Source organism: Aeromonas sp. QDB62, assembly GCF_027705695.1.
Lineage (GTDB): Bacteria > Pseudomonadota > Gammaproteobacteria > Enterobacterales > Aeromonadaceae > Aeromonas > Aeromonas allosaccharophila.
On the sequence record NZ_JAPDCD010000016.1, the window covers coordinates 71,796 to 94,698 of the forward strand.

Below are 22,903 nucleotides of genomic sequence, written 5' to 3' on the forward strand. Positions count from 1 at the left end.
CCAAGGGGAGCCGGACTTTTTACATCAACCGGCACAGGTCCGGTATCAGGCGAGCAGATTACTCTGCAGCAGGCGCTTCTTCAGCGGCCGGAGCAGCCTCAGCAGGTGCTGCCGCTTCGGTCGGGGCGTTCGCTTCCTTGATGGAGAGACGCACGCGGCCCTGACGATCCACTTCCAGTACCTTCACCTTGACCACGTCACCGATGGTCAGGTGGTCAGCCACGTTCTGTACACGAGCGTCGGTGATCTGGGAAATGTGTACCAGACCATCTTTGCCCGGCAGGATGTTGACGAATGCGCCAAAATCGGCCAGACGGACAACTTTACCCTCATAGATGCGGTTCACTTCGATCTCGGCGGTGATAGCTTCGATGCGACGGATCGCTTCCATGGCGGCTTCGTTAGCCACGGCGGAGATACGTACAGTACCGTCATCGTCCAGCTCGATGTTGGTGCCGGTCTCTTCGGTCAGCGCACGGATCACGGAACCACCCTTACCAATCACATCCTTGATCTTCTCGGGATTGATCTTGATGGTGTGGATACGCGGTGCGAAATCGGAGATCTGGGCACGCGGAGCCTGGATAGCTTCATCCATCACTTTCAGGATGTGCAGACGAGCGCCACGAGCTTGCTTCAGCGCAATCTCCATGATCTCTTTGGTGATGCCTTCGATCTTGATGTCCATCTGCAGCGCGGTGATACCTTCGGTAGTACCGGCCACTTTGAAGTCCATGTCACCCAGGTGATCTTCGTCACCCAGGATGTCGGACAGCACGACGAAACCTTCTTCTTCCTTCACCAGACCCATAGCGATACCGGCAACGGAGGCTTTGATCGGCACACCCGCGTCCATCAGCGCCAGGGAGGAACCACAGACAGAGGCCATGGAGGAGGAACCGTTGGATTCGGTGATTTCAGAGACCACGCGCACCACGTACGGGAACTCGGCGGCGCTCGGCATTACCGCAGCAACGCCGCGCTTGGCCAGACGGCCGTGACCGATTTCGCGACGCTTCGGGCTACCCATCATGCCGGTCTCACCGACGCAGTATGGCGGGAAGTTGTAGTGCAGCATGAAGCGATCGGCACGGTTGCCGGTCAGCTCGTCGATGTTCTGGGCGTCACGCTCGGTACCCAGAGTGGCAACCACGATGGCCTGAGTTTCACCACGGGTGAACAGGGCGGAACCGTGAGCACGGGGCAGAATGCCGGTACCTACGCTCAGGGCGCGGATCATTTCCGGATCGCGACCATCGATGCGCGGCTCGCCACGAACTACGCGACCACGAACGATGCGGCTTTCCAGGCTGTGGAACTCTTCGCCGATCTTCTTGGCATCTTCTTCCACGCCGGACGCAATAACTTGCTCAACCACACGGCCCTTGATGGCAGCGATGGTTTCATAACGAACAGCCTTCTCGGTGATGCGGTAGGCTTCACCCAGCTCGGCGGTCGCCAGCTCGGCAACCTTGGCTTTCAGCGCTTCGTTGACGGCAGGCGGAGTCCAGTCCCACGGCTTGGTGCCGACGGCAGCGGCAAACTCGTTGATCGCATTGATCACGGTCTGCATCTGGTCGTGACCAAATACCACGGCGCCCAGCATCACCTCTTCGGAGAGGATGGCCGCTTCGGACTCAACCATCAGTACTGCGTTGGCAGTACCGGCAACCACCAGATCCAGATCGCTCTGCGGCAGTTCGGTGGTGGTCGGGTTCAGCACATACTGACCGTTCATGTAACCCACGCGGGCCGCCGCAATCGGGCCGCCAAACGGGATACCGGAGATGGCCAGTGCAGCAGAGGCACCGATCATGGCAACGATGTCGGGGGATACGGCCGGATTCACGGACATAACGGTCGCAACGACCTGAACCTCATTGAGGAAGCCTTCCGGGAACAGCGGGCGAATAGGACGGTCGATCAGACGGGAGATAAGGGTCTCGCCCTCGCTCGGACGGCCTTCACGACGGAAGAAACCACCCGGGATACGACCAGCAGCATAGGTACGCTCCTGATAGTTGACGGTCAGCGGGAAGAAATCACGGCCGTGATCGGCCTCTTTCTTGCCAACTACGGTCACAAATACGCAGGTATCGTCCATGCTGACCATTACGGCCGCAGTGGCTTGACGGGCCATCACACCGGTTTCCAGAGTGACGGTGTGTTGACCGTACTGGAATGACTTTACAATAGGATTCACGTGAATTTCCTTTTTACAATTTGGCTCTTTAAATTCGCGCACAAGTATACTTGATTCGATGCAAAAGGTAAGCGGCGACGCGAATTCTGTGAGGCAGGCAACGGCTTGAAGAGCAATAAAAAAAGGGGAACCTGATGGTTCCCCTTTTTCGCGAAATCTGATGGTCGATTAACGACGCAGACCCAGCTTGGCGATCAGAGCAGCGTAACGCTGAACGTCTTTACGCTTCAGGTAGTCCAGCAGCTTACGACGCTGGGAAACCATGCGCAGCAGACCGCGACGACCGTGGTGGTCCTTGGAGTGCTCTTTGAAGTGACCTTGCAGATGGTTGATCTGGGCAGTCAGCAGGGCAACTTGCACTTCGGGGGAGCCAGTGTCGTTGGCGCAACGAGCGTTGTCAGCAACGATGGAAGCTTTGATCTCAGCATTTAGAGACATGGTATTACTCCGGTAGAGTGTTTAAAGGTTCACAGCCAATCTCTAATTCAGCCGTGAAATGAGGGCGGTATCATAATCGTCCCCGCCCCTTTTCGCAACGATAAAGACGCGCGCAGGCAAAGTGAGGCCGATCCCGCCCGAGGAGGATCACTCCTCGTTGTTATCGTCGTGATAACGCACCAGTCGCTTGGGCGCGACGCGGCCATCATCATCAATCTCGCCAACCCCAATGAACTCGCGCTCCGGGCCGACCGTCATGCGAACCTGACCGCTTTGCGGCGCACCGGCCACCTGCACGGCCTGGCCTTGATTCACATAGGCAGCCACAACCGCCAGCATGTTCACCTCGGGCAGAGAAGCCACGGCGGTGTCCATCGGCAGCAACAGCGGATCCAGCTGCTCACGCGGCGGGATGCTCTCGGCCTTGGCCTGCTCGAAGATGCACTCAAGCTGCTCCAGAGTCAGCATCCGATCATACGGATAGCTGGCAACCTGGGTACGACGCAGTTGGGAGACGTGAGCACCACAACCCAGCACTTCGCCCAGATCATCCACCAGAGAGCGGATGTAGGTGCCCTTGCTGCAGTGCACTTCGAGGCGCACTTCATCACCTTCAAAGCTCAGCAGTTTGAGCTCGAAGACGGTGATGGGGCGGGCTTCGCGCTCAATCTCGATGCCTTCGCGGGCATATTCGTAGAGCGGACGACCGTTGTGCTTGAGCGCCGAGTACATGGACGGCACCTGCATGATCGGACCGCGGAACTGGTCCAGCGCCTCGATCAGGGTACCGACTGCCACGTTCACCGGACGGGTGGAAACCACCTCGCCATCGGAGTCGCTGGTGTTGGTGCGCTCGCCCAGCTTGGCGGTCACCTCATAGCGCTTGTCCGCTTCCAGCAGATACTGGGAGAACTTGGTGGCCTCACCGAGGCAGATCGGCAGCATGCCGGTCGCCAGCGGGTCCAGGGCGCCGGTGTGACCGGCCTTGGCGGCGTTGTAGATGCGCTTGACCTTCTGCAACACATCGTTGGAGGTCAGGCCGGTCGGCTTGTCCAGCAGCAGAATGCCGTGCACATCACGGCCCTTGAAACGACGTCTTCGGGTCATCTCAGGCTTTATCCTCAGTCGTGTCATCCGGTGCGGACTCAGCTTCTTCGTCACGGCCGGATTCGGCCATGCGACGCTTGTCTTCACGCACAGTGTTGGTCACCAGGTTGGAGAGACGCATCCCCTCGACCAGGGTCTGGTCGTAGTAGAAACGCAGCTCTGGCACCACGCGCAGACGCATGGCGCTGCCCAGCAGGCTACGGATATATCCGGCTGCTTCGGTCAGACCCAGCAAGCCTTCCTTGATGCGCTCGGCATCATTTTCCAGTTGCAAGAAGGTGACGTAAATCTTGGCATAGTTGAGGTCACGGGACACTTCCACATCGGAAACGGTCACCATGCCGATACGCGGGTCTTTCACCTCGCGCTGCAGGATCAGCGCGATTTCACGCTGGATCTGCTGTCCGACCCGACGGGTCCGGCTGAATTCTCTGGCCATATTCTATCCTGCGATAAAAGGGGGCCGCGGCCCCCTATTTTGTCTGACTCTCGGCTTACAGAGTCCGTTGAATTTCAACAGTCTCGTAAACTTCGATCTGGTCGCCTTCGCGCACGTCGTTGTAGTTCTTGACCGCGATACCACACTCGTAGCCGTTGCGAACTTCGTTGACGTCATCCTTGAAGCGGCGCAGGGATTCCAGCTCGCCTTCATAGATAACCACGTTGTCACGCAGAACGCGGATACGGTTGGAACGCTTGACCACACCTTCGGTGACCATACAGCCGGCAACGGCGCCGAACTTCGGAGACTTGAAGACGCTACGCACTTCAGCCAGACCGATGATCTCCTGACGATACTCAGGGGCCAGCTTGCCGCTCATGGCCTGCTTCACTTCGTCGATCAGGTCATAGATGACGGAGTAGTAACGCAGATCCAGGCTCTCGGATTCGATGACCTTGCGCGCAGAAGCGTCGGCACGGACGTTGAAACCCACCAGGATGGCGCTGGAAGCAGCTGCCAGGGTCGCGTCGGTTTCGGTGATACCACCTACGCCGGAACCCACGATCTTCACCTTCACTTCGTCGGTGGAGAGTTTGACCAGCGCATCGCAGATCGCTTCCACAGAACCCTGTACGTCGGCCTTGATCACCACGTTCACTTCGGACACTTCGCCCTCGGTCATGTTGGCGAACATGTTTTCCAGCTTGGCCTTCTGCTGGCGAGCCAGCTTGACTTCGCGGAACTTGCCCTGACGGTAGAGCGCCACTTCACGGGCTTTCTTCTCGTCACGGACAACGGTGGCTTCGTCACCGGCAGAGGGAACACCGGACAGGCCCAGAATTTCCACCGGCAGGGACGGACCTGCTTCCTTGATCTCGCGACCCAGTTCGTCACGCATGGCGCGAACACGGCCGTACTCGAGACCACACAGCACGATGTCACCCTGACGCAGGGTACCTTCTTGTACCAGTACGGTAGCAACCGGACCACGACCTTTATCCAGGAAGGATTCGATCACGACGCCGTTGGCCATGCCATCGACTACCGCTTTCAGTTCCAGCACTTCAGACTGGATCAGAATGGCTTCCAGCAGATCGTCGATGCCTTCGCCAGACTTGGCGGATACGTGCACGAACTGGCAGTCTCCACCCCAATCTTCGGACATGACGTTGTAACGGGCCAGCTCGGTCTTGACGCGATCCGGATCCGCTTCCGGCTTGTCGATCTTGTTGACCGCAACAACCAGCGGCACAGCGGCTGCCTTGGCGTGCTGGATCGCTTCGATGGTTTGCGGCATGACGCCGTCATCGGCAGCAACAACCAGTACCACGATATCGGTCGCCTTGGCACCACGAGCACGCATGGAGGTAAACGCCGCGTGACCCGGAGTATCCAGGAAGGTGATCATGCCACTGTCGGTTTCGACGTGGTAAGCACCGATATGCTGGGTAATACCACCGGCTTCGCCAGCAGCAACCTTGGCTTTACGAATGTAGTCGAGCAGCGAGGTCTTACCGTGGTCAACGTGACCCATGATGGTCACGACCGGTGCGCGCGGCTTGGCTTCGGAGGTCTCGTCACGATCGGACAGTACCGCCTCTTCCAGCTCGTTCTCACGACGCAGCACAACCTTGTGACCCATCTCCTCGGCGACCAGCTGAGCGGTCTCCTGGTCGATCACCTGGTTGATGGTGGCCATGGCACCCATCTTCATCATCGCCTTGATGACTTCAACGCCCTTGACAGCCATCTTGTTGGCCAGCTCGGCCACAGTGATGGTTTCGCCGATGACGACGTCGCGGTTCACCACGGCAGCCGGCTTGTTGAAGCCGTGCTTCATGGCGTTCGGCATGGCGACCTTGCCACGCTTGCCTTTACGGGCACGCGGGTTGCGAGAGTCGCGGTCATCTTCACGACGACCGGCCTTTTTCGGGGCTTTGACCGCTGCGGCAGCGGTACGACGACTGGTCTCTTCCTTCCGATCCAACTCGTCTTCTGCGGCTTGCGCATGCTTGTTGGTGGTCAGGTGGTAGTCGCTGCTCTCTTTGGCGCGAGCGGCCTCTTCTTCAGCCCAACGGGCCGAGTTCTGTTCCGCCATGAGACGAGCCTCTTCGGCTTTCTTCGCGGCGAGTTCTTCAGCTTTTTGCAAAGCTGTTTGTTCCTGTTGGCGCTTCAGTTCTTCTGCTTCGCGCTTGGCCATCTTTTCTGCCTCTTGCTGAGCTGTGCTACTGGCTGCTTTGGCGGGCTGTGGAGCCTGTCGAGCCTTTGATTGTGCCTCGATCCGCGCCTTTTCCTCAGCTTCACGACGAGCTTGCTCAGCCTCACGGCGAGCCTTCTCTTCAGCGTCGAGGCGAGCCTTGTCTTCGGCCTCACGACGAGCTTTTTCTTCTGCTTCCAAACGCGCTGTTTCCTCGGCTTCCGCCTGACGCTGTTCATCTTCCAGCGCCGAGCGTCTTACATAGGTGCGAGACTTGCGCACTTCTACCTGCACTTCCTTGTTCTTGCCGCCAGTCCCCTGAACACTGATGGTGCTCTTGGTCTTGCGCTGCAAGGTCATGCGGGCAGGAGCGGCGACCTCGTCACCTCCATGCTGTTTCTTCAGGTGTGCCAGCAGAGCCTGTTTCTCAGACTCGCTAACCATGTCGTCGGCCTTGCTCTTGCTGATACCGGCATCGACAAACTGCTGGAGAAGACGATCAACCGGTGTGTCGATGTCAGTGGCAAGTTGTTTGACTGATACTTCTGCCATTCATTTTCCTCCGTTTGATCTTACTCGGACTGCTCTTCTCCGAACCAACAGATATTGCGAGCAGCCATAATGAGCTCACCTGCCTTCTCGGCAGTCAGCCCTTCAATATCAGCAAGGTCATCGATACCTTGCTCAGCCAAATCTTCCAGGGTGCCCACGCCACGGCCCGCCAGAGCGTAAGCCAGTTCGCGGCTCAGACCGTTCAGATTGAGCAGCTCTTCGGACGGCTCGACGCCATCGAAAGACTCTTCTTTGGCCAGCGCCTTGGTGGTCAGGGCATCTTTGGCGCGCTTGCGCAGCTCTTCGACCATGTCTTCATCCAGACCGTCGATAGCCAGCAGCTCGTTGACCGGAACAAAGGCGATCTCTTCCAGAGTAGAGAAGCCCTCTTCCATCAGCAGACCGGCGAAATCGTCGTCGATGTCCAGGGTGCTGGTGAACAGGTTCATGATGCGGTCGTTTTCGGCCTGGTGCTTGGCACGCATGTCCTCAACGGTCATCACGTTCAGCTCCCAACCGGTCAGCTGGGAGGCCAGACGCACGTTCTGACCATTGCGACCGATGGCTTGCGCCAGGTTGGCAGCTTCCACGGCGATATCCATGGTGTGGTTGTCTTCATCAACGATGATGGAGGCCACATCGGCAGGTGCCATGGCATTGATCACGTACTGGGCCGGGTTGTCATCGTACAGCACGATGTCGGCACGCTCACCGCTCAGCTCGGCGGAGACAGCTTGCACACGGGCACCACGCATACCGATACAGGCACCGATCGGGTCGATACGACGATCGTTGGTCTTCACCGCGATCTTGGCGCGGGAACCCGGATCACGGGCGGCGCCCATGATTTCGATCATCTCTTCACCGATTTCCGGTACTTCGATACGGAACAGCTCTTTCAGGAAGTCCGGGCTGGAACGGCTGACAAACAGCTGGGAACCACGGGCTTCCGGACGAACTGCGTAGAGCAGGCCACGGACACGGTCGCCCGGACGGAAGGTTTCACGCGGCAGCATGTCATCACGGAAGATCACGGCTTCAGCATTGCTGCCCAGATCCAGGATGACGTTGTCGCGGTTGCTCTTCTTGACCACACCACTAATGATGGTGCCTTCTTTATCTTTAAACTGATCAACTACTTGTGAACGCTCGGCTTCGCGCACTTTCTGCACGATAACCTGCTTGGCGGTCTGGGTAGTGATACGGTCGAAAGTCACAGAGTCGATCTGGTCTTCAACATACTCACCGATCTGGATTTCCGGCTGATCAATCTGCGCCGCTTCCAGGGTGATTTCAGCGTAAGGGTTCTCCATCGCGGCTTGATCCGCAATGACGACCCAGCGACGATAAGTGTCGTAGTCACCGGTCTTGCGATCGATCTCGACCCGAACTTCAATCTCGCCTTCATATTTCTTCTTGGTCGCAGTCGCCAGCGCGGTTTCCAGAGCCTGGAAAATCTTCTCGCGGGGTACCGCCTTCTCGTTGGATACTGCGTCAACGACCAGCAAAATCTCTTTATTCATATCCGATAGCCTCGTTAACCAAAGTTCGGCACTATGTTCGCTTTTTGGATATTGGTGAAAGCCAACACGTCGTCCTTACCATCTACTGTCAGGGTGATCATGTCGCCTTGCACAGCTTTGATTACGCCTTTGAACTTGCGGCGGTTATTTGTTGCCATGCGAAGCGTTACCGCCGCCTCTTGGCCAACGTATTTTTCGAAATGGGCAACCTTGAACAGCGGACGATCCATGCCGGGGGAGGACACCTCGAGGTAGTACTCCTCGGTGATGGGATCTTCGACGTCCATGATGGCGCCAACCTGATGGCTGACCTCAGCACAGTTCTCGACAGTCACACCCTGCTCGCCGTCGATATAGACACGCAAGGTGGAGTGTTTACCCGCACGGATAAACTCAATACCCCAAAGTTCAAAACCCAAGGCAACGACCGGAGCCTCGAGCAGATCGGTCAAACGTTGTTCCAACGTAGCCAAAGTCACCCTCCGAAAAACAAAAAAAGGGCATAAAGCCCAGATAGAGATCGATACAGAGTAAATTGCACATAACAAAAAGCCCCGATGTCAAATCGGGGCTTGGCGCTTTACCCTGATTGTCGCCTCGCAGCGACCGCCTTCCTGAGCGTAGGAAATGCGTGAAATTTGGTTGCGGGGGCCGGATTTGAACCGACGACCTTCGGGTTATGAGCCCGACGAGCTACCATGCTGCTCCACCCCGCGTCCGAAATCGTGCGAGATTATAGCCAGTTCAATCTATTCACACAAGAGTGACTGACTATAATACACTCGGTTACCCGAGCTCACTACTTAATTGGTGCCGTGGGCGGGACTCGAACCCGCACACCCTAGAGCACTACCCCCTCAAGATAGCGTGTCTACCAATTCCACCACCACGGCAAAACTCATTTACTGGGGAACGTCAGTATCTTTGTTTACTGGCGCTTTGGTCTGCTCAACCTGTTGGGTTTGTTGCAGATTCTCCCACTCACTACCCTGTTTTACCTTGTTGCTGGACATAGATCCGAGCACCAGGCTGATAACGAAAAACAGAGTAGCCAAAATTGCTGTTGTTCGGGTCAGGAAACTGCCTGAACCACCGGAGCCGAATACTGTGTTCGATGCCCCTGCGCCGAAGGAGGCGCCCATATCAGCCCCTTTACCTTGCTGAATCATCACCAGACCAATCAGAGCCAGTGACACCAACAGATAAACGACTAAAAGAATCTCGTACATTTAACTTGCACCCTTTGCCGCTTCAACAATTCCTAAAAACGCATCGCTATCGAGGCTTGCTCCGCCAATCAGGCCGCCATCAATGTCGGGCTGGGCAAACAAATCTCTCGCATTGGTCGGCGTTACGCTCCCACCATAGATGATTCTAACTTTCTCACCTATTACCGGAGTATCCTCCGCCAAGCGACCACGTATAAAGGAATGAACCTCTTGTGCCTGCTCGGGTGTGGCGCATTTACCTGTACCTACAGCCCAAATCGGCTCGTAGGCGATGATAGCATTATCGAAAGCCATCGCGCCATTTTTCTCTATGACGATATCCAGTTCTTCGGCGATCACCTCGAAGGCTCTTCTCGCCTGCCTCGCTGCACCTGACTCACCTAAACAGAGGATGGGAATCAAGCCTGCCGCTCTGGCTGCCGCAAACTTCTCTGCGACGATAAAACTGGTCTCACCAAAGAGACGCCTGCGCTCGGAGTGCCCTACCAATACGTAACGACACCCTGCCTCAACCAGCATCTGACACGAGATTTCTCCTGTGTAAGCGCCAGTGTCGTGCTGACTCACATTCTGAGCCCCCAACTTTATTACTTTCTGCTCGTTGAGCAGTAAAGCGGTAAAGTCGAGATGCACATGGGAAGGACAGAGAACCACATCTACTTTTCCGTCAACGCCGTTCAGACACTGACTTGTAAACTGCTCTAACTGCGACCTACTACCGTGCAACTTCCAGTTGGCTGCTACAAACGGCTTGCGATGTCCCATCGGCAACTCCCTTGCGAAAGCGGGGCTGATAATATCCAGAGGATGCTCAGCTGACAAGTGCTATTTTTAAATTTTCGAACCGTTTGAACAAGATACAACCAGGGCGGCTAAAAAGCCGCCCTGGTTGTTCATTAAAACGCCGACTCTACCTGTTTGGCGATGCGTTGAGCCATGTCACGCACCTGCTGTTCATGCTCACCTTCGACCATGACCCGGATCAGCGGTTCGGTACCGGATTTACGCAACAGCACGCGACCACGACCAGCCAGCTCCTGTTCCACCTTGGCAACCTCATCCATGACCGCATCAGCAGCCAGCGGATCCTTGCCTTCGGCAAAGCGAACATTGACCAGCACCTGCGGGAACTTGCTCATGCCGGAGCGCAGCTTGGCCAGCGGCATCTCGGCACTGCGCATGGCGGTAAGCACCTGCAAGGCGGCCACGATGCCATCACCCGTGGTGGTCTGATCCAGACAGATAATGTGGCCGGAGTTCTCGCCACCGATGCGCCAGCCCTTCTCTTCCATCATCTCCAGCACGTAGCGGTCACCCACCTTGGCACGGGCAAACGGAATGCCCAGGGTCTGCAGTGCCAGCTCCAGGCCCATGTTGGCCATCAGGGTGCCGACGACACCGCCTTTGAGGCGACCATTGCGCAGGGCATCGCGCGCGATGATATAGAGCACTTCGTCACCGTCGATAAGATAGCCGGTATGGTCGACCATGATCAGACGGTCGCCATCACCATCAAAGGCAACCCCCAGATCAGCCTTGCACTCCAGCACCTTGGCAACCAGCGCTTCAGGTGCAGTCGAACCGACACCATCGTTGATGTTGAGACCATCCGGGGCACAGCCCATGGTGATCACGTCGGCACCCAGCTCGCGGAAAACCGACGGGGCGATGTGATAAGTGGCACCGTGGCCGCAGTCGACCACCATCTTCACCCCGTCCAGATTCATGTGGGAGGGGAAGGTGCTCTTGCAGAATTCGATATAGCGACCGGCGGCATCATCAATACGCACCGCTTTGCCAAGTTCGGCAGACTCGACACACTTGAGCTCGTGATCCAGCTCGGCTTCGATAGCCAGCTCGACATCATCGGGCAGCTTGGTGCCATCGGCGGAGAAGAACTTGATGCCGTTGTCATAGAAGGGGTTGTGGGAAGCGCTGATGACGATACCGGCTTCGGCACGGAAGGTGCGAGTCAGATAAGCAACCGCCGGTGTTGGCATCGGCCCCATCAGAATGGCTTTAAGGCCTGCCGCGGAGAGCCCCGCTTCCAACGCAGACTCCAGCATATAGCCAGAGATGCGGGTATCTTTACCAATCAACACCTTTTTGGTGCCCTTCTTGGAGAGCACCTTGCCGGCAGCCCAACCTAATTTCATCACGAAATCAGGAGTGATCGGGAATTCGCCAACCTTGCCGCGCACACCATCGGTACCGAAATACTTTCTTGCCATTGTCTGTTCTCTTTATTATCTGGAAATAAAATCTTGTCCCGTCATTGCCAGCCAACCGACGCGCAATGCGTCCATGGTCTCCCGTACATCGTGAACCCTGATGATGCGAGCCCCATGCTGCATGCCGATAAGGGCGCATGCCAGACTGCCCGCCAGACGCTCATCCACCGGACGGCCCAGCAGGTTGCCTATCATAGACTTTCGCGACATACCCACCAATAGCGGCAAGCCATAATCAAGCAGTTCCTTTTGAGCCGCCAACAGCTGATAGTTGTGCGCAAGGGTCTTGCCAAAGCCATATCCCGGATCCAGCAACAGATCTTCGCGCCGGATCCCGGCGGCCAGACAAGCCGCAATGCGCTCATCAAAAAAGGCGCGCACCTCTCCGATCAGATCGTCATAGTGGGGCTCGACCTGCATGGTTCGCGGCTGTCCCTGCATATGCATCAGGCAAACAGGGACAGCAGCCTCGGCAGCTGCCTGCAGTGCTCCCTGCTCTTGCAACGCACGCACATCGTTGATCAGATGGGCGCCGACCTTGCAACCCTCCCGCATCACCGCCGCTTTGGAGGTATCGAGGGAGATCATCACATCCAGCTCACGGACAATCTGTTCCATGACAGGAATGACCCTGTCCAGCTCCTCCTGCTCACTCACATCGGGCGCACCAGGGCGGGTTGACTCGCCACCGATGTCAATGAGGGTCGCACCGTCAGAGACCATCTGCCGCGCATGGGCCATCGCCCGTTCAAACTGGTTGAAATTGCCGCCATCGGAGAAGGAGTCAGGCGTCACATTGAGGATCCCCATCACATGGGGACGATCGAGGGAGAGGCTGAGCCCCTTGCTAATTAACTGCATTTTCACGTCCATCTGATAAAGAAAAACCCCGGGCAAGCCCGGGGTTTGGAGAGTCACGATTATTTGGCCGGAGCGTCGTTGGCTTTGTCGATAGTAACATCCGCCACCGATGCAGCCTCATCGACCGGCTTGGCCTCGGCAGCCACAGTGGAACCGCCTTGCGGGGTATCACCGTGCTCGTCATGCCAGTTGCTCGGAGCACGAACCTCGCGGCGCGCCATCAGATCATCGATCTGCTTGGCGTCGATGGTCTCGTACTTCATCAGCGCATCTTTCATGCTGTGCAACACGTCCATGTTATCCAGCAGGATCTGCTTGGAACGGGCGTAGTTGCGGTCGATGACCTGCTTGACCTCGGCATCGATGACGCGAGCGGTATCGTCGGACATGTGCTTGGCCTTGGCCATGCTGCGACCGAGGAACACTTCACCATCTTCTTCCGCGTAGAGCATTGGGCCGAGACGCTCGGACATACCCCACTGGGTCACCATCTTGCGTGCAATTTCAGTTGCCCGCTCGATGTCGTTGGAAGCGCCAGTAGAAACCTTCTCGGCACCGTAGATCAGCTCTTCTGCCAGACGACCACCATACAGGCTGGAGATCATTGACTCCAGATGCTGTTTGGAGTGGCTCCAGCGATCCTGCTCCGGCAGATACATGGTCACACCCAGCGCACGACCGCGCGGAATGATGGAGACCTTGTACACCGGGTCATGATCCGGAACCAGACGACCAATGATGGCGTGACCGGCTTCGTGATACGCAGTCATCTCTTTCTCGGACTCTTTCATCACCATGGAGCGACGTTCCGCACCCATCATGATCTTGTCCTTGGCCTTCTCGAACTCGGCCATGGAGACCACTCGGCGGCTCTCACGGGCAGAGAAGAGGGCAGCTTCGTTGACCAGGTTGGCCAAATCCGCACCGGAGAAACCGGGTGTACCACGGGCAATCAGCGCCGGATTGACGTCATCCGCCAACGGAACTTTGCGCATATGCACTTTCAGGATCTGCTCACGACCACGGACATCCGGCAGACCGACCACCACCTGACGGTCGAAACGGCCCGGACGCAGCAATGCCGGATCCAGTACGTCAGGACGGTTGGTGGCAGCGATGACGATGATGCCTTCATTGCCTTCGAAACCATCCATCTCGACCAGCATCTGGTTAAGGGTCTGCTCACGTTCATCGTGACCACCGCCCAGACCGGCGCCACGCTGGCGACCGACCGCATCAATTTCATCGATGAAGATGATGCAGGGGGAGGATTTCTTGGCCTGTTCGAACATGTCACGCACCCGGGAGGCACCGACACCGACAAACATCTCCACGAAATCGGAACCTGAGATGGTGAAGAACGGCACCTTGGCCTCGCCCGCAATGGCCTTGGCCAGCAGGGTTTTACCGGTACCGGGAGGACCAACCAGCAGCACACCGGTCGGGATCTTGCCACCCAGTTTCTGGAATTTGCTCGGGTCGCGCAGATAGTCGACCAGCTCCTTCACCTCTTCCTTGGCTTCATCGCAACCTGCAACGTCAGCAAAGGTGGTCTTGATCTGATCTTCGCTCATCAGGCGAGCCTTGCTCTTGCCAAACGACATGGCACCTTTGCCACCGCCGCCCTGCATCTGACGCATGAAGAAGACCCAGACACCGATCAGCAACAGCATCGGGAACCAGGAGATAAAGATAGAGGTCAACAGAGACGGCTCTTCCGGCTTCTCGCCCATCACTTTGACATTGTGATTGAGCATGTCGTTGAGCAGCTGGGGATCCGGCGCAGGGATAATGGTGGTGAATCGTTCACCAGTACGCTTGACGCCATTAATGACCTTACCGTCCATCCGCACTTCACGGATCTGCTCTTGGGTCACCTCTTTAACGAAGCTGGAATAGTCCAGCTGGCGACTGGTGGTATCGCTGGGGCTGAAGCTATTGAACACCGACATCAAAACGACGGCGATGACCAGCCACAGGATTAAGTTTTTCGCCATGTCACTCAAATCAGTAACCTCGCAGACTGACAGTTAACGATGAAGGTTAGGGTACTACAGTTTAAAACCGGTAGCCACAATGTAGACTTCCCGTGATCTGGCGCGGGATGAGTCTGGTTTACGAATTTTGACGGCGGAGAAAAGTTTACGAATTTCATTGAGATAGGCATCAAAGCCCTCTCCCTGAAACACCTTCACCACGAAACTGCCGTCACTGCGCAATACCTGATTGCACATGTCCAGCGCCAGCTCGACCAGATACATGGCGCGAGCCTGATCCACCTGCTGGGTACCGCTCATGTTGGGCGCCATATCAGACATCACGACATCGACCTTGTCAGGACCCACTCGCTCCAGCAAGGCGCCAAGCACAGTTTCCTCCCGAAAGTCCCCTTGCAGGAAATCGACACCAGCAATGGGATCCATCGGCAAAATGTCACATGCGATGACGCGACCCGAATCACCAACCTGTTCAACCGCGAACTGGGACCAACCACCGGGGGCTGCCCCCAAATCCACTACGGTCATGCCATTTTTCAGCAAGCGATCCTTGCCCTGGATCTCGTCAATTTTGAAAACAGCACGAGAACGCAGGCCCATTTTCTGGGCTTTTTTGACGTATTGATCGTCGAAATGTTCTTTTAACCAGCGAGTTGAACTGGGGGAACGTTTTTTCTGGGTCATGATAATCGACTTTAAAAAACCACAAGGGTTATTAGTATTAAGGGCTAAGTGGGGGTAGAATACGCCCCTTTCAACCCTGACTTATGAAGAAATTGCGATGATTCTCAACAATAAACAGAAACAGTACCTCAAGGGCCTTGCCCATAGCCTCAAGCCGGTCGTCCTGCTGGGTCAGCATGGTCTGACCGAAGGTGTACTGGCCGAGATCGATCTGGCACTGAACCATCACGAGCTGATCAAGGTTAAGGTTGCCTCTGAAGATCGCGAAATGAAACAACTGGTTATGGATGCTATCGTCCGTGAAACCGGTTCAATCAAGGTGCAAAGCATGGGTCATGTGCTGACCATTTATCGTCAAGCCAACGAACCCAAAATCCAGCTGCCCCGCAAGTAAAAGGAAAGAGCATCGCTCTTTCCTTATTCCACTTCTTCCCGAGTCGCTTGCCAAAGTAGTCGCAAAGCCCTTAACCTGCGATGAATACTTCCGGACACGCATTGTGGCTCACCATCCCATTCTGACCGACGATGAGCTGGCCATGCTGCGGGACTTGGGGAGCAATCAGGACACCCATGTTCTGAGTGGTCACCTCGACGCCCCCATGCTTGGCTTGCTGCAAAAAGCCGAACACCTTGTACTCGAAGCCCGCTTCGCAGGCCATCAGCTGCGTTTTCCTCTGACGTTTACCCAAGGGGAAGACGGCTTTGTCGAACCTCGGCTATCTGCACCGGTCATCAGGGAGCTGGGGTTTGCGCAACCGCGCGCCTGGCGTCTCACCCAAAAAGCCAAGCTTTGCAGCGAACTGGGCCTGTTTCAGGTACTCAGCCTCTCCCTCAATGGCCTTATCGTGGAAAATTTGCCCATCGACATGGTGGCCGATACGCCCATCAACGGCGAGCTCTGCATCGAGCAAGAGGCCCCTTTTCCACTGCAGGGACGACTGGTAAGGCGAATCAAGATCAATGCAGATCATGCCACCTGGGCGCTGAGCTTTCAGATGAGCGAGAGCAACATAGAACGGCTGCGCCACTGGCTGTTCCAGCGTCATCAGGACGCCTTTACCGAGGCGTATCTGTCCTGATCAGTCGTGATACCGATAAAGACAAACAGGGGAGCGCCAGCCCCCCTGTTTCATCCTCTGTGGCATTCGCTTAGATATAAGCGACTTCCAGCACTTCGTACTCCACATCACCGCCCGGCGTCTTGACGATAGCGACATCGTCCACTTCCTTGCCAATCAGGGCACGAGCAATGGGTGAGTTGACGGAGATGAGGTTCTGTTTGATATCAGCCTCATCGTCACCCACGATGCGGTAGACCACCTCTTCCTCTGTCTCGCTCTTGAGCAGAGTAACGGTCGCGCCAAAAATCACACGGCCGTTGTTGGTCATCTTGGTGACGTCGATCACCTGGGCATTGGAGAGCTTGGCTTCAATCTCCTGGATGCGGCCCTCACAGAACCCCTGCTGCTCGCGAGCGGCATGGTATTCGGCGTTTTCCTTCAGATCGCCGTGCTCACGGGCATCGGCAATCGCTTCGATAATCTGGGGACGAAGCTCGGTCTTGAGATAATCGAGCTCTTCGCGCAGCTTCTCAGCGCCGCGAACAGTCATCGGAGTATGATTCATAGTCGAAACCTGGGTTGCTTGAAAATAGAAGCTGCGGCTATCTGCAAGGAGGCCGCAGCAATCGGTTCGGATGAGGCATCTTAATATGAAGCCAACACAAAATCCACGTCAGCCCCCTGATGCAGATCCCACTTGCGGCATCGTCATTACTCTCGCCTACTTCCCTTCCGGCACTGAAATGGGCGCCGATACGGTCGGTTTGCCCTGCATGATGGCGATCTCCACCCGCCGGTTCATCCGACGATTTTCCGGAGTGGTGTTGGGCACCAGTGGCTGGGAATCCGCCATGCCCTGCACCACCAGCCGCCCCGGATCAAAACCGGGGACCTTGATCATCTGGTGCGCCACCGCCACCGCCCGTTGCGATGACAGCTCCCAGTTGGACTGGAACAGCTCATCTTCGGTCGCCACGTTGTCGGTGTGACCGGAAATGGTGATTTCCCCCGGCACATCCTTAAGCAGGGTCGCCACCTTGCGAATGACTGGCCAGAACTGGGGCTGCAGAAACGCCGAACCGGCCGGGAACGACGCTTTTTCCCTGATCCGAATAATGATCTGCTGGCCCAGCGCCTCGATCTCGATAGCGCCATCCTGGATCTGATCTTTCATCTGCTCGGCAAGGGCTTTGGCCAGGGTATTGGACTGCTGCTGCGCCTTCTGTGCATCCTGAGCGGTATCGCCCCCCGTCTGCTTACCATCACTCTTGTCCTGACCACCGGCCTGATCCGACTCGCCGGGCAGAAATTCCAGCTCGGTCTGGGTCATATCGATGGTCTGCTGCATCACTGTATCAATGGGCGTGGGCTCAGGGCGACCGGGCCTGAACTCCTGGGCAATCACCGAGGTTCCCTTGGGAATATCTTTCACCTCGAGGATGTTCTGTACCCCGAATGCCTTGTCCATGGAACCGGCTATCTGCTTGAACTTCTGCACATCCATCTCGGCAAAAGAGAGCAGCAACACGAAGAAGCACATGAGCAGCGACATCAGGTCAGCAAAGGTGCCCATATAACCGGGCAGCCCTGGTGGCGGGCACTTGCAATCAGACATAGCGCCCCCTATTCGGTGCCGGTATTACGTTTGGACTGGTTCAGATAGTTCTGCAGCATGGACTGGATCACCCGCGGATTCTGACCATCCTGAATCCCCATAATCGCATCGAGGATCAGGGTACGACTGAGTTTCTCCTCCCCGCTGCGCAGCTCCAGCTTGTCGGCGATGGGAATCGCTATCATGTTGGCCTCAATCGCACCGTAGAGGGTGGTGAGCAAGGCCACCGCCATCGCCGGACCGATCGACTTGGGGTCACTCATGTTGGCCAACATGGCCACCAAGCCCACCAGCGTACCTATCATCCCCATGGCCGGGCCCAGATCCCCAAGGGTACGGAAAACCTTGATGGCAATGACATGACGCTCGGCAGTCAGGTCAATATCCTTTTCCATCACGGCACGCACCACATCGGCATCGTGACCATCCACCAGCATGTCGATCCCTTTTTTCATAAATGGATTGGGGATCTCTGCAGCCTCCAGTGCCAGAAAGCCCCCTTTGCGAGCCGCGTCAGCCAGTTCAACTGCTTTGGTGATCAGGTCTTCAAGTTTGTCGCCCTTGTACATAAAGGCTTTACCCGCCACCTTGAATGCCATCAGGAACTGGCCAATGTTGAACTTCATCATGGCGATGAAGATGGAACCCAATATGGTGATGTAGACCGATGGCATATCCACGTACATGCTCATGGGCCCACCCAGCAGCATGCCGTACACCACCACCCCGAAACCCAGCACTATCCCTATAAGACTGCCTAGATCCACGTCCCTACTCCTGTCACCGGTTCTTATGTCTATTTATAGTTTGTTGAATTTTCTGCTATTGCGACCCATGCGGCAAGCATGCATCTACTGAGAATGATGGCTCATTATCGGCCAGTTTAGCGAGAGTTTGAGGGGGCAGTGCTTTTCTGCCTCCCCCCTGTGGACGGTCGATGTTAATATAAGCCGTTTTTTTCAATCCCCGAGGATGGACATGGCCAGTAAAAAAATCGACCGCCTGAGTTTTGATGCCACTCTGGAAGAGCTGGAAACCATCGTTCATCAGCTGGAACAAGGTTCCCTACCCCTGGAAGAGGCGCTCAAGCAGTTCGAGCAAGGCGTTCATCTGGTACGGGCCGGTCAGCAGAAGCTGGAACTGGCCGAACAGAAGATCCAGATCCTGCTCAGTCAAGCCGATGGCAGTGACCAGCTCGCCCCCTTCCAGCCAGAACAAGGAGAGGAGTGAGTGGCGCTGGACCATTTTTCCCGTCTGCATCGTCAGCGTATTGACGACTGTCTGTCAGCACAACTTGAATCCTTGCCCGCCATGGCGCCGCGCCTGCGCGATGCCATGAGTTATGGCCTGCTGCTGGGCGGCAAGCGGGTGCGCCCGTTTCTGGTCTACGCGGTCGGCGAAATGCTGGGCGTCAAGAGCGAACTGCTGGATGGCCCTGCGGCTGCCGTGGAGTGCATCCACGCCTACTCCCTGCTGCACGATGACCTGCCCGCCATGGATAACGACGACCTGCGTCGCGGCCAGCCGACCGTCCACAAGGCGTTCGATGAAGGCACAGCCATTTTGGCGGGTGATGCCCTGCAGACGCTGGCGTTCTCCATTCTGGCAGACCATCCGATGCCCGCTACGCTACTGGGCAACCGGGTGCGGATGCTGAGTACCCTCGCCCGCGCCTCCGGCTATCTTGGTATGTGTGGCGGTCAGGCGCTGGATCTGCAGGCCGAAGGGCGCCAGATCTCGCTCGCCGAGCTGGAGCAGGTACACCGCCACAAGACCGGTGCGCTGATTGAATGCGCCGTGGCGCTCGGCGCCCTGTGCAAAGCCGATGTCGATGACGCCACGCTGGCTGCCCTGCAAACCTATGCCGCCGCGATTGGCCTCGCCTTTCAGGTGCAGGATGACATCCTCGACATCACAGGTGATACCGCCACCCTGGGCAAGCCGCAAGGTTCTGACCTGGCGCTGGAGAAAAGTACCTATCCGGCCCTGCTCGGACTCGAAAATGCCCGTGAGCTGGCTCGCGAACTGCATGGGAAAGCCTTAACAGCCCTGCAATCCTTGCCCTACAATACCGACATTCTGGAAGCGTTTGCCGATTACATCATCGAGCGAACCCACTAAACGCTGGATAACAGTAACAATATGAGCGTTGATATTAGCAATTTCCCCAACCTGGCCCTCGCGGACACTCCGGTCGAGCTGCGTTCCTTGCCCAAAGATCGGCTGCCGGTGCTGTGCAACGAGCTGCGCGAATATCTGCTGCGCTCTGTCAGCCGCTCCAGCGGACACTTTGCCTCCGGTCTCGGCACGGTCGAACTGACCGTGGCCCTGCACTACGTCTACAACACCCCGTTCGATCGGTTGATCTGGGATGTGGGCCATCAGGCCTATCCCCACAAGATCCTGACCGGGCGCCGTGATCAGATCCACACCATCCGGCAGAAGGATGGCCTGCACCCCTTCCCCTGGCGTGGCGAGAGCGAGTACGACGTGCTCTCCGTCGGCCACTCCAGCACCTCCATCGGTGCCGCCCTCGGCATGGCGGTCGCCGCCGAGAGCGAAGGGCTGGGTCGCAAGGTGGTGGCGGTGATCGGTGACGGTGCCATTACCGCAGGGATGGCGTTTGAAGCGCTCAACCACGCCGGCGATGTTCACAAGGACATGCTGGTGATCCTCAACGACAACGAGATGTCCATCTCCGAGAATGTCGGCGCGCTCAACAACCATCTGGCCCGGGTCATGTCCGGCAAGCTCTACACCACCATCCGCGAAGGCGGCAAGAAGGTGCTGGCAGGTCTGCCGCCGGTCAAGGAGCTGGCCAAGCGAGCCGAAGAGCACCTCAAGGGGATGGTGGTGCCCGGCACCCTGTTCGAGGAGTTTGGCTTCAACTATATCGGCCCCATCGACGGTCACGATATTGAGGCGCTGGTCGAGACCCTGCGCAACATGCGCAACCTCAAGGGCCCGCAACTGCTGCACGTCAAGACCAAGAAGGGCAAGGGTTACGAGCCGGCGGAGAAAGACCCCATCGGTTATCACGCCGTGCCCAAGTTCAATCCGGACGAGTGCTCCCTACCCAAGGCGAGTGGTGCCAAACCGACCTTCTCTGCCATCTTTGGCCAGTGGCTGTGCGACATGGCCGCCAAAGACGAGAAGCTGGTCGGTATCACCCCCGCCATGCGCGAAGGCTCGGGGCTGGTGAAATTCAGCCAGCAGTATCCGGATCGCTACTTCGATGTGGCGATTGCCGAGCAACATGCAGTCACGTTCGCCGCCGGTCTCGCCATCGCCGACAAGAAGCCGGTGGTCGCCATCTATTCGAGCTTCCTGCAGCGCGCCTACGATCAGGTGATCCACGACGTGGCGCTGCAAGACCTGCCGGTGCTATTCGCCATCGACCGGGCCGGTCTGGTGGGTGCCGACGGCCCGACCCATCAGGGGGCGTTCGACATCAGCTTCCTGCGCACCGTGCCCAACATGGTGGTGATGACGCCCTCCGACGAGAACGAATGCCGCCAGATGCTCTATACCGGCTATCTTCATCAGGGCCCTGCCGCCGTGCGCTACCCGCGCGGCAGCAGCCTGAGCGATGCGCCCATCTCGTCAGAGATGCAGGCGCTGGCGCTTGGCAAGGGACGAATCCTGCGGGAGGGCAAAGACACCGCCATTCTGGCCTTTGGTACCCTGCTGCACCACGCGAAAGCGGCCGCAGAGGCACTGGATGCCACTCTGGTGGACATGCGCTTCGTCAAACCGATGGATGAGGCACTGGTGCTGTCACTGGCGGCCAGCCACGATCACTTCGTCACTATCGAAGACAACGCCATCATGGGCGGCGCCGGTTCGGCAGTGAACGAGCTGCTGATGCGCAGCAAACAGTGCAAGCCGGTGCTCAACCTCGGCCTGCCGGATCGCTTCGTGGAACAGGGTACCCAGCAGGAGATCTATGCCCTGCTCGGTCTGGACGATGCTGGCATCCAGCGCAGCATCGAAACCTGGCTGCAAGCCTGATAAATACCTTTATTGCTAATGTGTAATGCCCGTCGAGTCACTATGACGGGCATTTCTACATAGGCCCCCATCCTCAAAGCTCAGCTCTTCACGGAAGTGCGTCCTAAATAACAGATCCCAATAGCGCTACACCTTCGCTGTGCATAGCCATTCCTCGGGAAAGGAGACACTGTATCCATGAAGTGTTTCACTCGGGCCAGCAGGCTGGCCATTCCTCTACATTGATGATTGCGCGTGATGGTTTTGGCTCGTCGGTAGTGGTGACGCAGCTTTTCCAGCATGGCGATTCAATGTAGTGATGTGATGGACGCCCCCTCCCTGCGCGGTCAGTTTCATACTTAGGCTGACAGCGTTCAACTTGGGGGATCACCACATGAACACGATCAAAGTAGTTGGAATCGATATTGCTAAGTCTGTTTTTCAGGTGTGTGTATGGATGGCTGATGGTTCTGTTGCCTGGAATCGTAAAATATCTCGCCAGAAACTGCTCCACACGTTGCGCCAGTTTCCACCGCAAACACTGATTGCTATGGAAGCTTGCTCAACATCTCATTTCTGGGGACGAGCACTGATATCGATGGGCTATGACGTAAAGCTCATTCCCACACAGCATGTCAAAGCCTTTGCAAGACACCAGAAGAATGATGCCAACGATGCATTAGCTATTTGTGAAACAGCTTGCCGACCAGGGATCCACTTCGTCTCAGTTAAAACTACAGAACAACAAGATATCAAGGCGTTACGTAGTGCTC

The 22,903-nt window shown here is 56.8% G+C and carries 22 protein-coding genes, 2 tRNA genes and 1 pseudogene; 6 read left to right on the forward strand and 19 right to left on the reverse strand.

What is annotated here, in order from left to right:
- Positions 1–58: 58 nt before the first annotated feature.
- The 15 genes from pnp to rlmE all read right to left on the reverse strand — a co-directional run bounded on the left by pnp (position 59) and on the right by rlmE (position 15,464).
- Complete coding sequence (gene pnp / locus OKC27_RS10065; RefSeq protein WP_042060109.1) at positions 59–2,203, reverse strand: polyribonucleotide nucleotidyltransferase; 2,145 nt, start codon at positions 2,201–2,203, stop codon at positions 59–61.
- Positions 2,204–2,371: 168 nt separating this feature from the next.
- Positions 2,372–2,641, reverse strand: a complete 270-nt coding sequence (gene rpsO / locus OKC27_RS10070) for a 30S ribosomal protein S15 (protein ID WP_005326646.1) — start codon at positions 2,639–2,641, stop codon at positions 2,372–2,374.
- A 147-nt stretch (positions 2,642–2,788) separates the two neighbouring features.
- The gene (gene truB, locus OKC27_RS10075) at positions 2,789–3,748 is read right to left on the reverse strand and encodes a tRNA pseudouridine(55) synthase TruB (RefSeq protein ID WP_042060107.1); all 960 of its coding nucleotides are present in this window, start codon (positions 3,746–3,748) and stop codon (positions 2,789–2,791) included.
- Between the two features lies 1 nt (position 3,749).
- A complete protein-coding gene (gene rbfA, locus OKC27_RS10080) occupies positions 3,750–4,187 on the reverse strand; it encodes a 30S ribosome-binding factor RbfA (protein WP_042060105.1) in 438 nt (145 codons plus the stop codon).
- Between the two features lie 55 nt (positions 4,188–4,242).
- Positions 4,243–6,939, reverse strand: a complete 2,697-nt coding sequence (infB, locus tag OKC27_RS10085; protein ID WP_042060104.1) for a translation initiation factor IF-2 — start codon at positions 6,937–6,939, stop codon at positions 4,243–4,245.
- Positions 6,940–6,959: 20 nt separating this feature from the next.
- Positions 6,960–8,462 (reverse strand): transcription termination factor NusA, encoded by a 1,503-nt coding sequence (nusA, locus tag OKC27_RS10090; protein WP_005338808.1) that lies wholly within the window; start codon positions 8,460–8,462, stop codon positions 6,960–6,962.
- 14 nt (positions 8,463–8,476) lie between these two features.
- A complete protein-coding gene (rimP, locus tag OKC27_RS10095) occupies positions 8,477–8,935 on the reverse strand; it encodes a ribosome maturation factor RimP (RefSeq protein WP_042060102.1) in 459 nt (152 codons plus the stop codon).
- 166 nt (positions 8,936–9,101) lie between these two features.
- Positions 9,102–9,178 (reverse strand) — tRNA-Met (locus tag OKC27_RS10100).
- Between the two features lie 92 nt (positions 9,179–9,270).
- Positions 9,271–9,355: transfer RNA gene (locus tag OKC27_RS10105), tRNA-Leu, on the reverse strand.
- 9 nt (positions 9,356–9,364) lie between these two features.
- Positions 9,365–9,691: a preprotein translocase subunit SecG gene (secG, locus tag OKC27_RS10110; RefSeq protein WP_042060101.1), complete on the reverse strand. Its 327-nt coding sequence runs from the start codon at positions 9,689–9,691 to the stop codon at positions 9,365–9,367.
- A complete protein-coding gene (gene tpiA / locus OKC27_RS10115) occupies positions 9,692–10,456 on the reverse strand; it encodes a triose-phosphate isomerase (protein ID WP_182938975.1) in 765 nt (254 codons plus the stop codon).
- A 131-nt stretch (positions 10,457–10,587) separates the two neighbouring features.
- On the reverse strand, positions 10,588–11,922 hold the full coding sequence (glmM, locus tag OKC27_RS10120) for a phosphoglucosamine mutase (protein WP_182938974.1): 1,335 nt from the start codon (positions 11,920–11,922) through the stop codon (positions 10,588–10,590).
- Between the two features lie 15 nt (positions 11,923–11,937).
- Positions 11,938–12,783, reverse strand: coding sequence for a dihydropteroate synthase (gene folP / locus OKC27_RS10125; protein WP_270806207.1), 846 nt, complete (start codon positions 12,781–12,783; stop codon positions 11,938–11,940).
- 59 nt (positions 12,784–12,842) lie between these two features.
- On the reverse strand, positions 12,843–14,789 hold the full coding sequence (gene ftsH, locus OKC27_RS10130; RefSeq protein ID WP_182938972.1) for an ATP-dependent zinc metalloprotease FtsH: 1,947 nt from the start codon (positions 14,787–14,789) through the stop codon (positions 12,843–12,845).
- Positions 14,790–14,834: 45 nt separating this feature from the next.
- Positions 14,835–15,464 (reverse strand): 23S rRNA (uridine(2552)-2'-O)-methyltransferase RlmE, encoded by a 630-nt coding sequence (gene rlmE / locus OKC27_RS10135; protein WP_033137773.1) that lies wholly within the window; start codon positions 15,462–15,464, stop codon positions 14,835–14,837.
- A 97-nt stretch (positions 15,465–15,561) separates the two neighbouring features.
- Here rlmE and yhbY point away from each other — a divergent pair, with 97 nt between their 5' ends.
- Positions 15,562–15,858: a ribosome assembly RNA-binding protein YhbY gene (gene yhbY, locus OKC27_RS10140; protein ID WP_005338829.1), complete on the forward strand. Its 297-nt coding sequence runs from the start codon at positions 15,562–15,564 to the stop codon at positions 15,856–15,858.
- Positions 15,859–15,961: 103 nt separating this feature from the next.
- Positions 15,962–16,543 carry a PilZ domain-containing protein gene (locus tag OKC27_RS10145; RefSeq protein WP_182938971.1) on the forward strand — a complete coding sequence of 194 codons (582 nt, stop codon included), beginning with the start codon at positions 15,962–15,964 and terminating at the stop codon, positions 16,541–16,543.
- Positions 16,544–16,613: 70 nt separating this feature from the next.
- Here the strand turns inward: OKC27_RS10145 and greA are convergent, their stop codons facing one another.
- The 3 genes from greA to pomA form a co-directional block, all read right to left on the reverse strand.
- The gene (gene greA / locus OKC27_RS10150) at positions 16,614–17,090 is read right to left on the reverse strand and encodes a transcription elongation factor GreA (protein ID WP_005338833.1); all 477 of its coding nucleotides are present in this window, start codon (positions 17,088–17,090) and stop codon (positions 16,614–16,616) included.
- 156 nt (positions 17,091–17,246) lie between these two features.
- Entirely contained in the window at positions 17,247–18,140 is an 894-nt protein-coding gene (locus OKC27_RS10155) for a flagellar motor protein MotB (RefSeq protein WP_075114045.1), read from the reverse strand.
- Positions 18,141–18,148: 8 nt separating this feature from the next.
- Positions 18,149–18,907, reverse strand: coding sequence for a flagellar motor protein PomA (gene pomA / locus OKC27_RS10160; RefSeq protein WP_042060088.1), 759 nt, complete (start codon positions 18,905–18,907; stop codon positions 18,149–18,151).
- A gap of 211 nt (positions 18,908–19,118) precedes the next feature.
- Between pomA and xseB the strand changes: the two genes are divergently transcribed.
- The 3 genes from xseB to dxs are packed head-to-tail and all read left to right on the forward strand — an operon-like array spanning position 19,119 to position 22,151.
- Entirely contained in the window at positions 19,119–19,370 is a 252-nt protein-coding gene (gene xseB / locus OKC27_RS10165) for an exodeoxyribonuclease VII small subunit (RefSeq protein WP_005338838.1), read from the forward strand.
- Complete coding sequence (ispA, locus tag OKC27_RS10170; protein WP_182938970.1) at positions 19,371–20,261, forward strand: (2E,6E)-farnesyl diphosphate synthase; 891 nt, start codon at positions 19,371–19,373, stop codon at positions 20,259–20,261.
- 21 nt (positions 20,262–20,282) lie between these two features.
- Positions 20,283–22,151 (forward strand): 1-deoxy-D-xylulose-5-phosphate synthase, encoded by a 1,869-nt coding sequence (gene dxs / locus OKC27_RS10175; protein ID WP_182938969.1) that lies wholly within the window; start codon positions 20,283–20,285, stop codon positions 22,149–22,151.
- An 80-nt stretch (positions 22,152–22,231) separates the two neighbouring features.
- On the opposite strand, the pseudogene OKC27_RS10180 reads toward dxs, so the two are convergent.
- A pseudogene (locus tag OKC27_RS10180) lies at positions 22,232–22,438 on the reverse strand (hypothetical protein); the annotation flags it as partial.
- A gap of 86 nt (positions 22,439–22,524) precedes the next feature.
- Here OKC27_RS10180 and OKC27_RS10185 point away from each other — a divergent pair.
- The coding region (locus OKC27_RS10185) for an IS110 family transposase (RefSeq protein WP_270806208.1) at positions 22,525–22,903 on the forward strand (379 nt) is incomplete at its 3' end.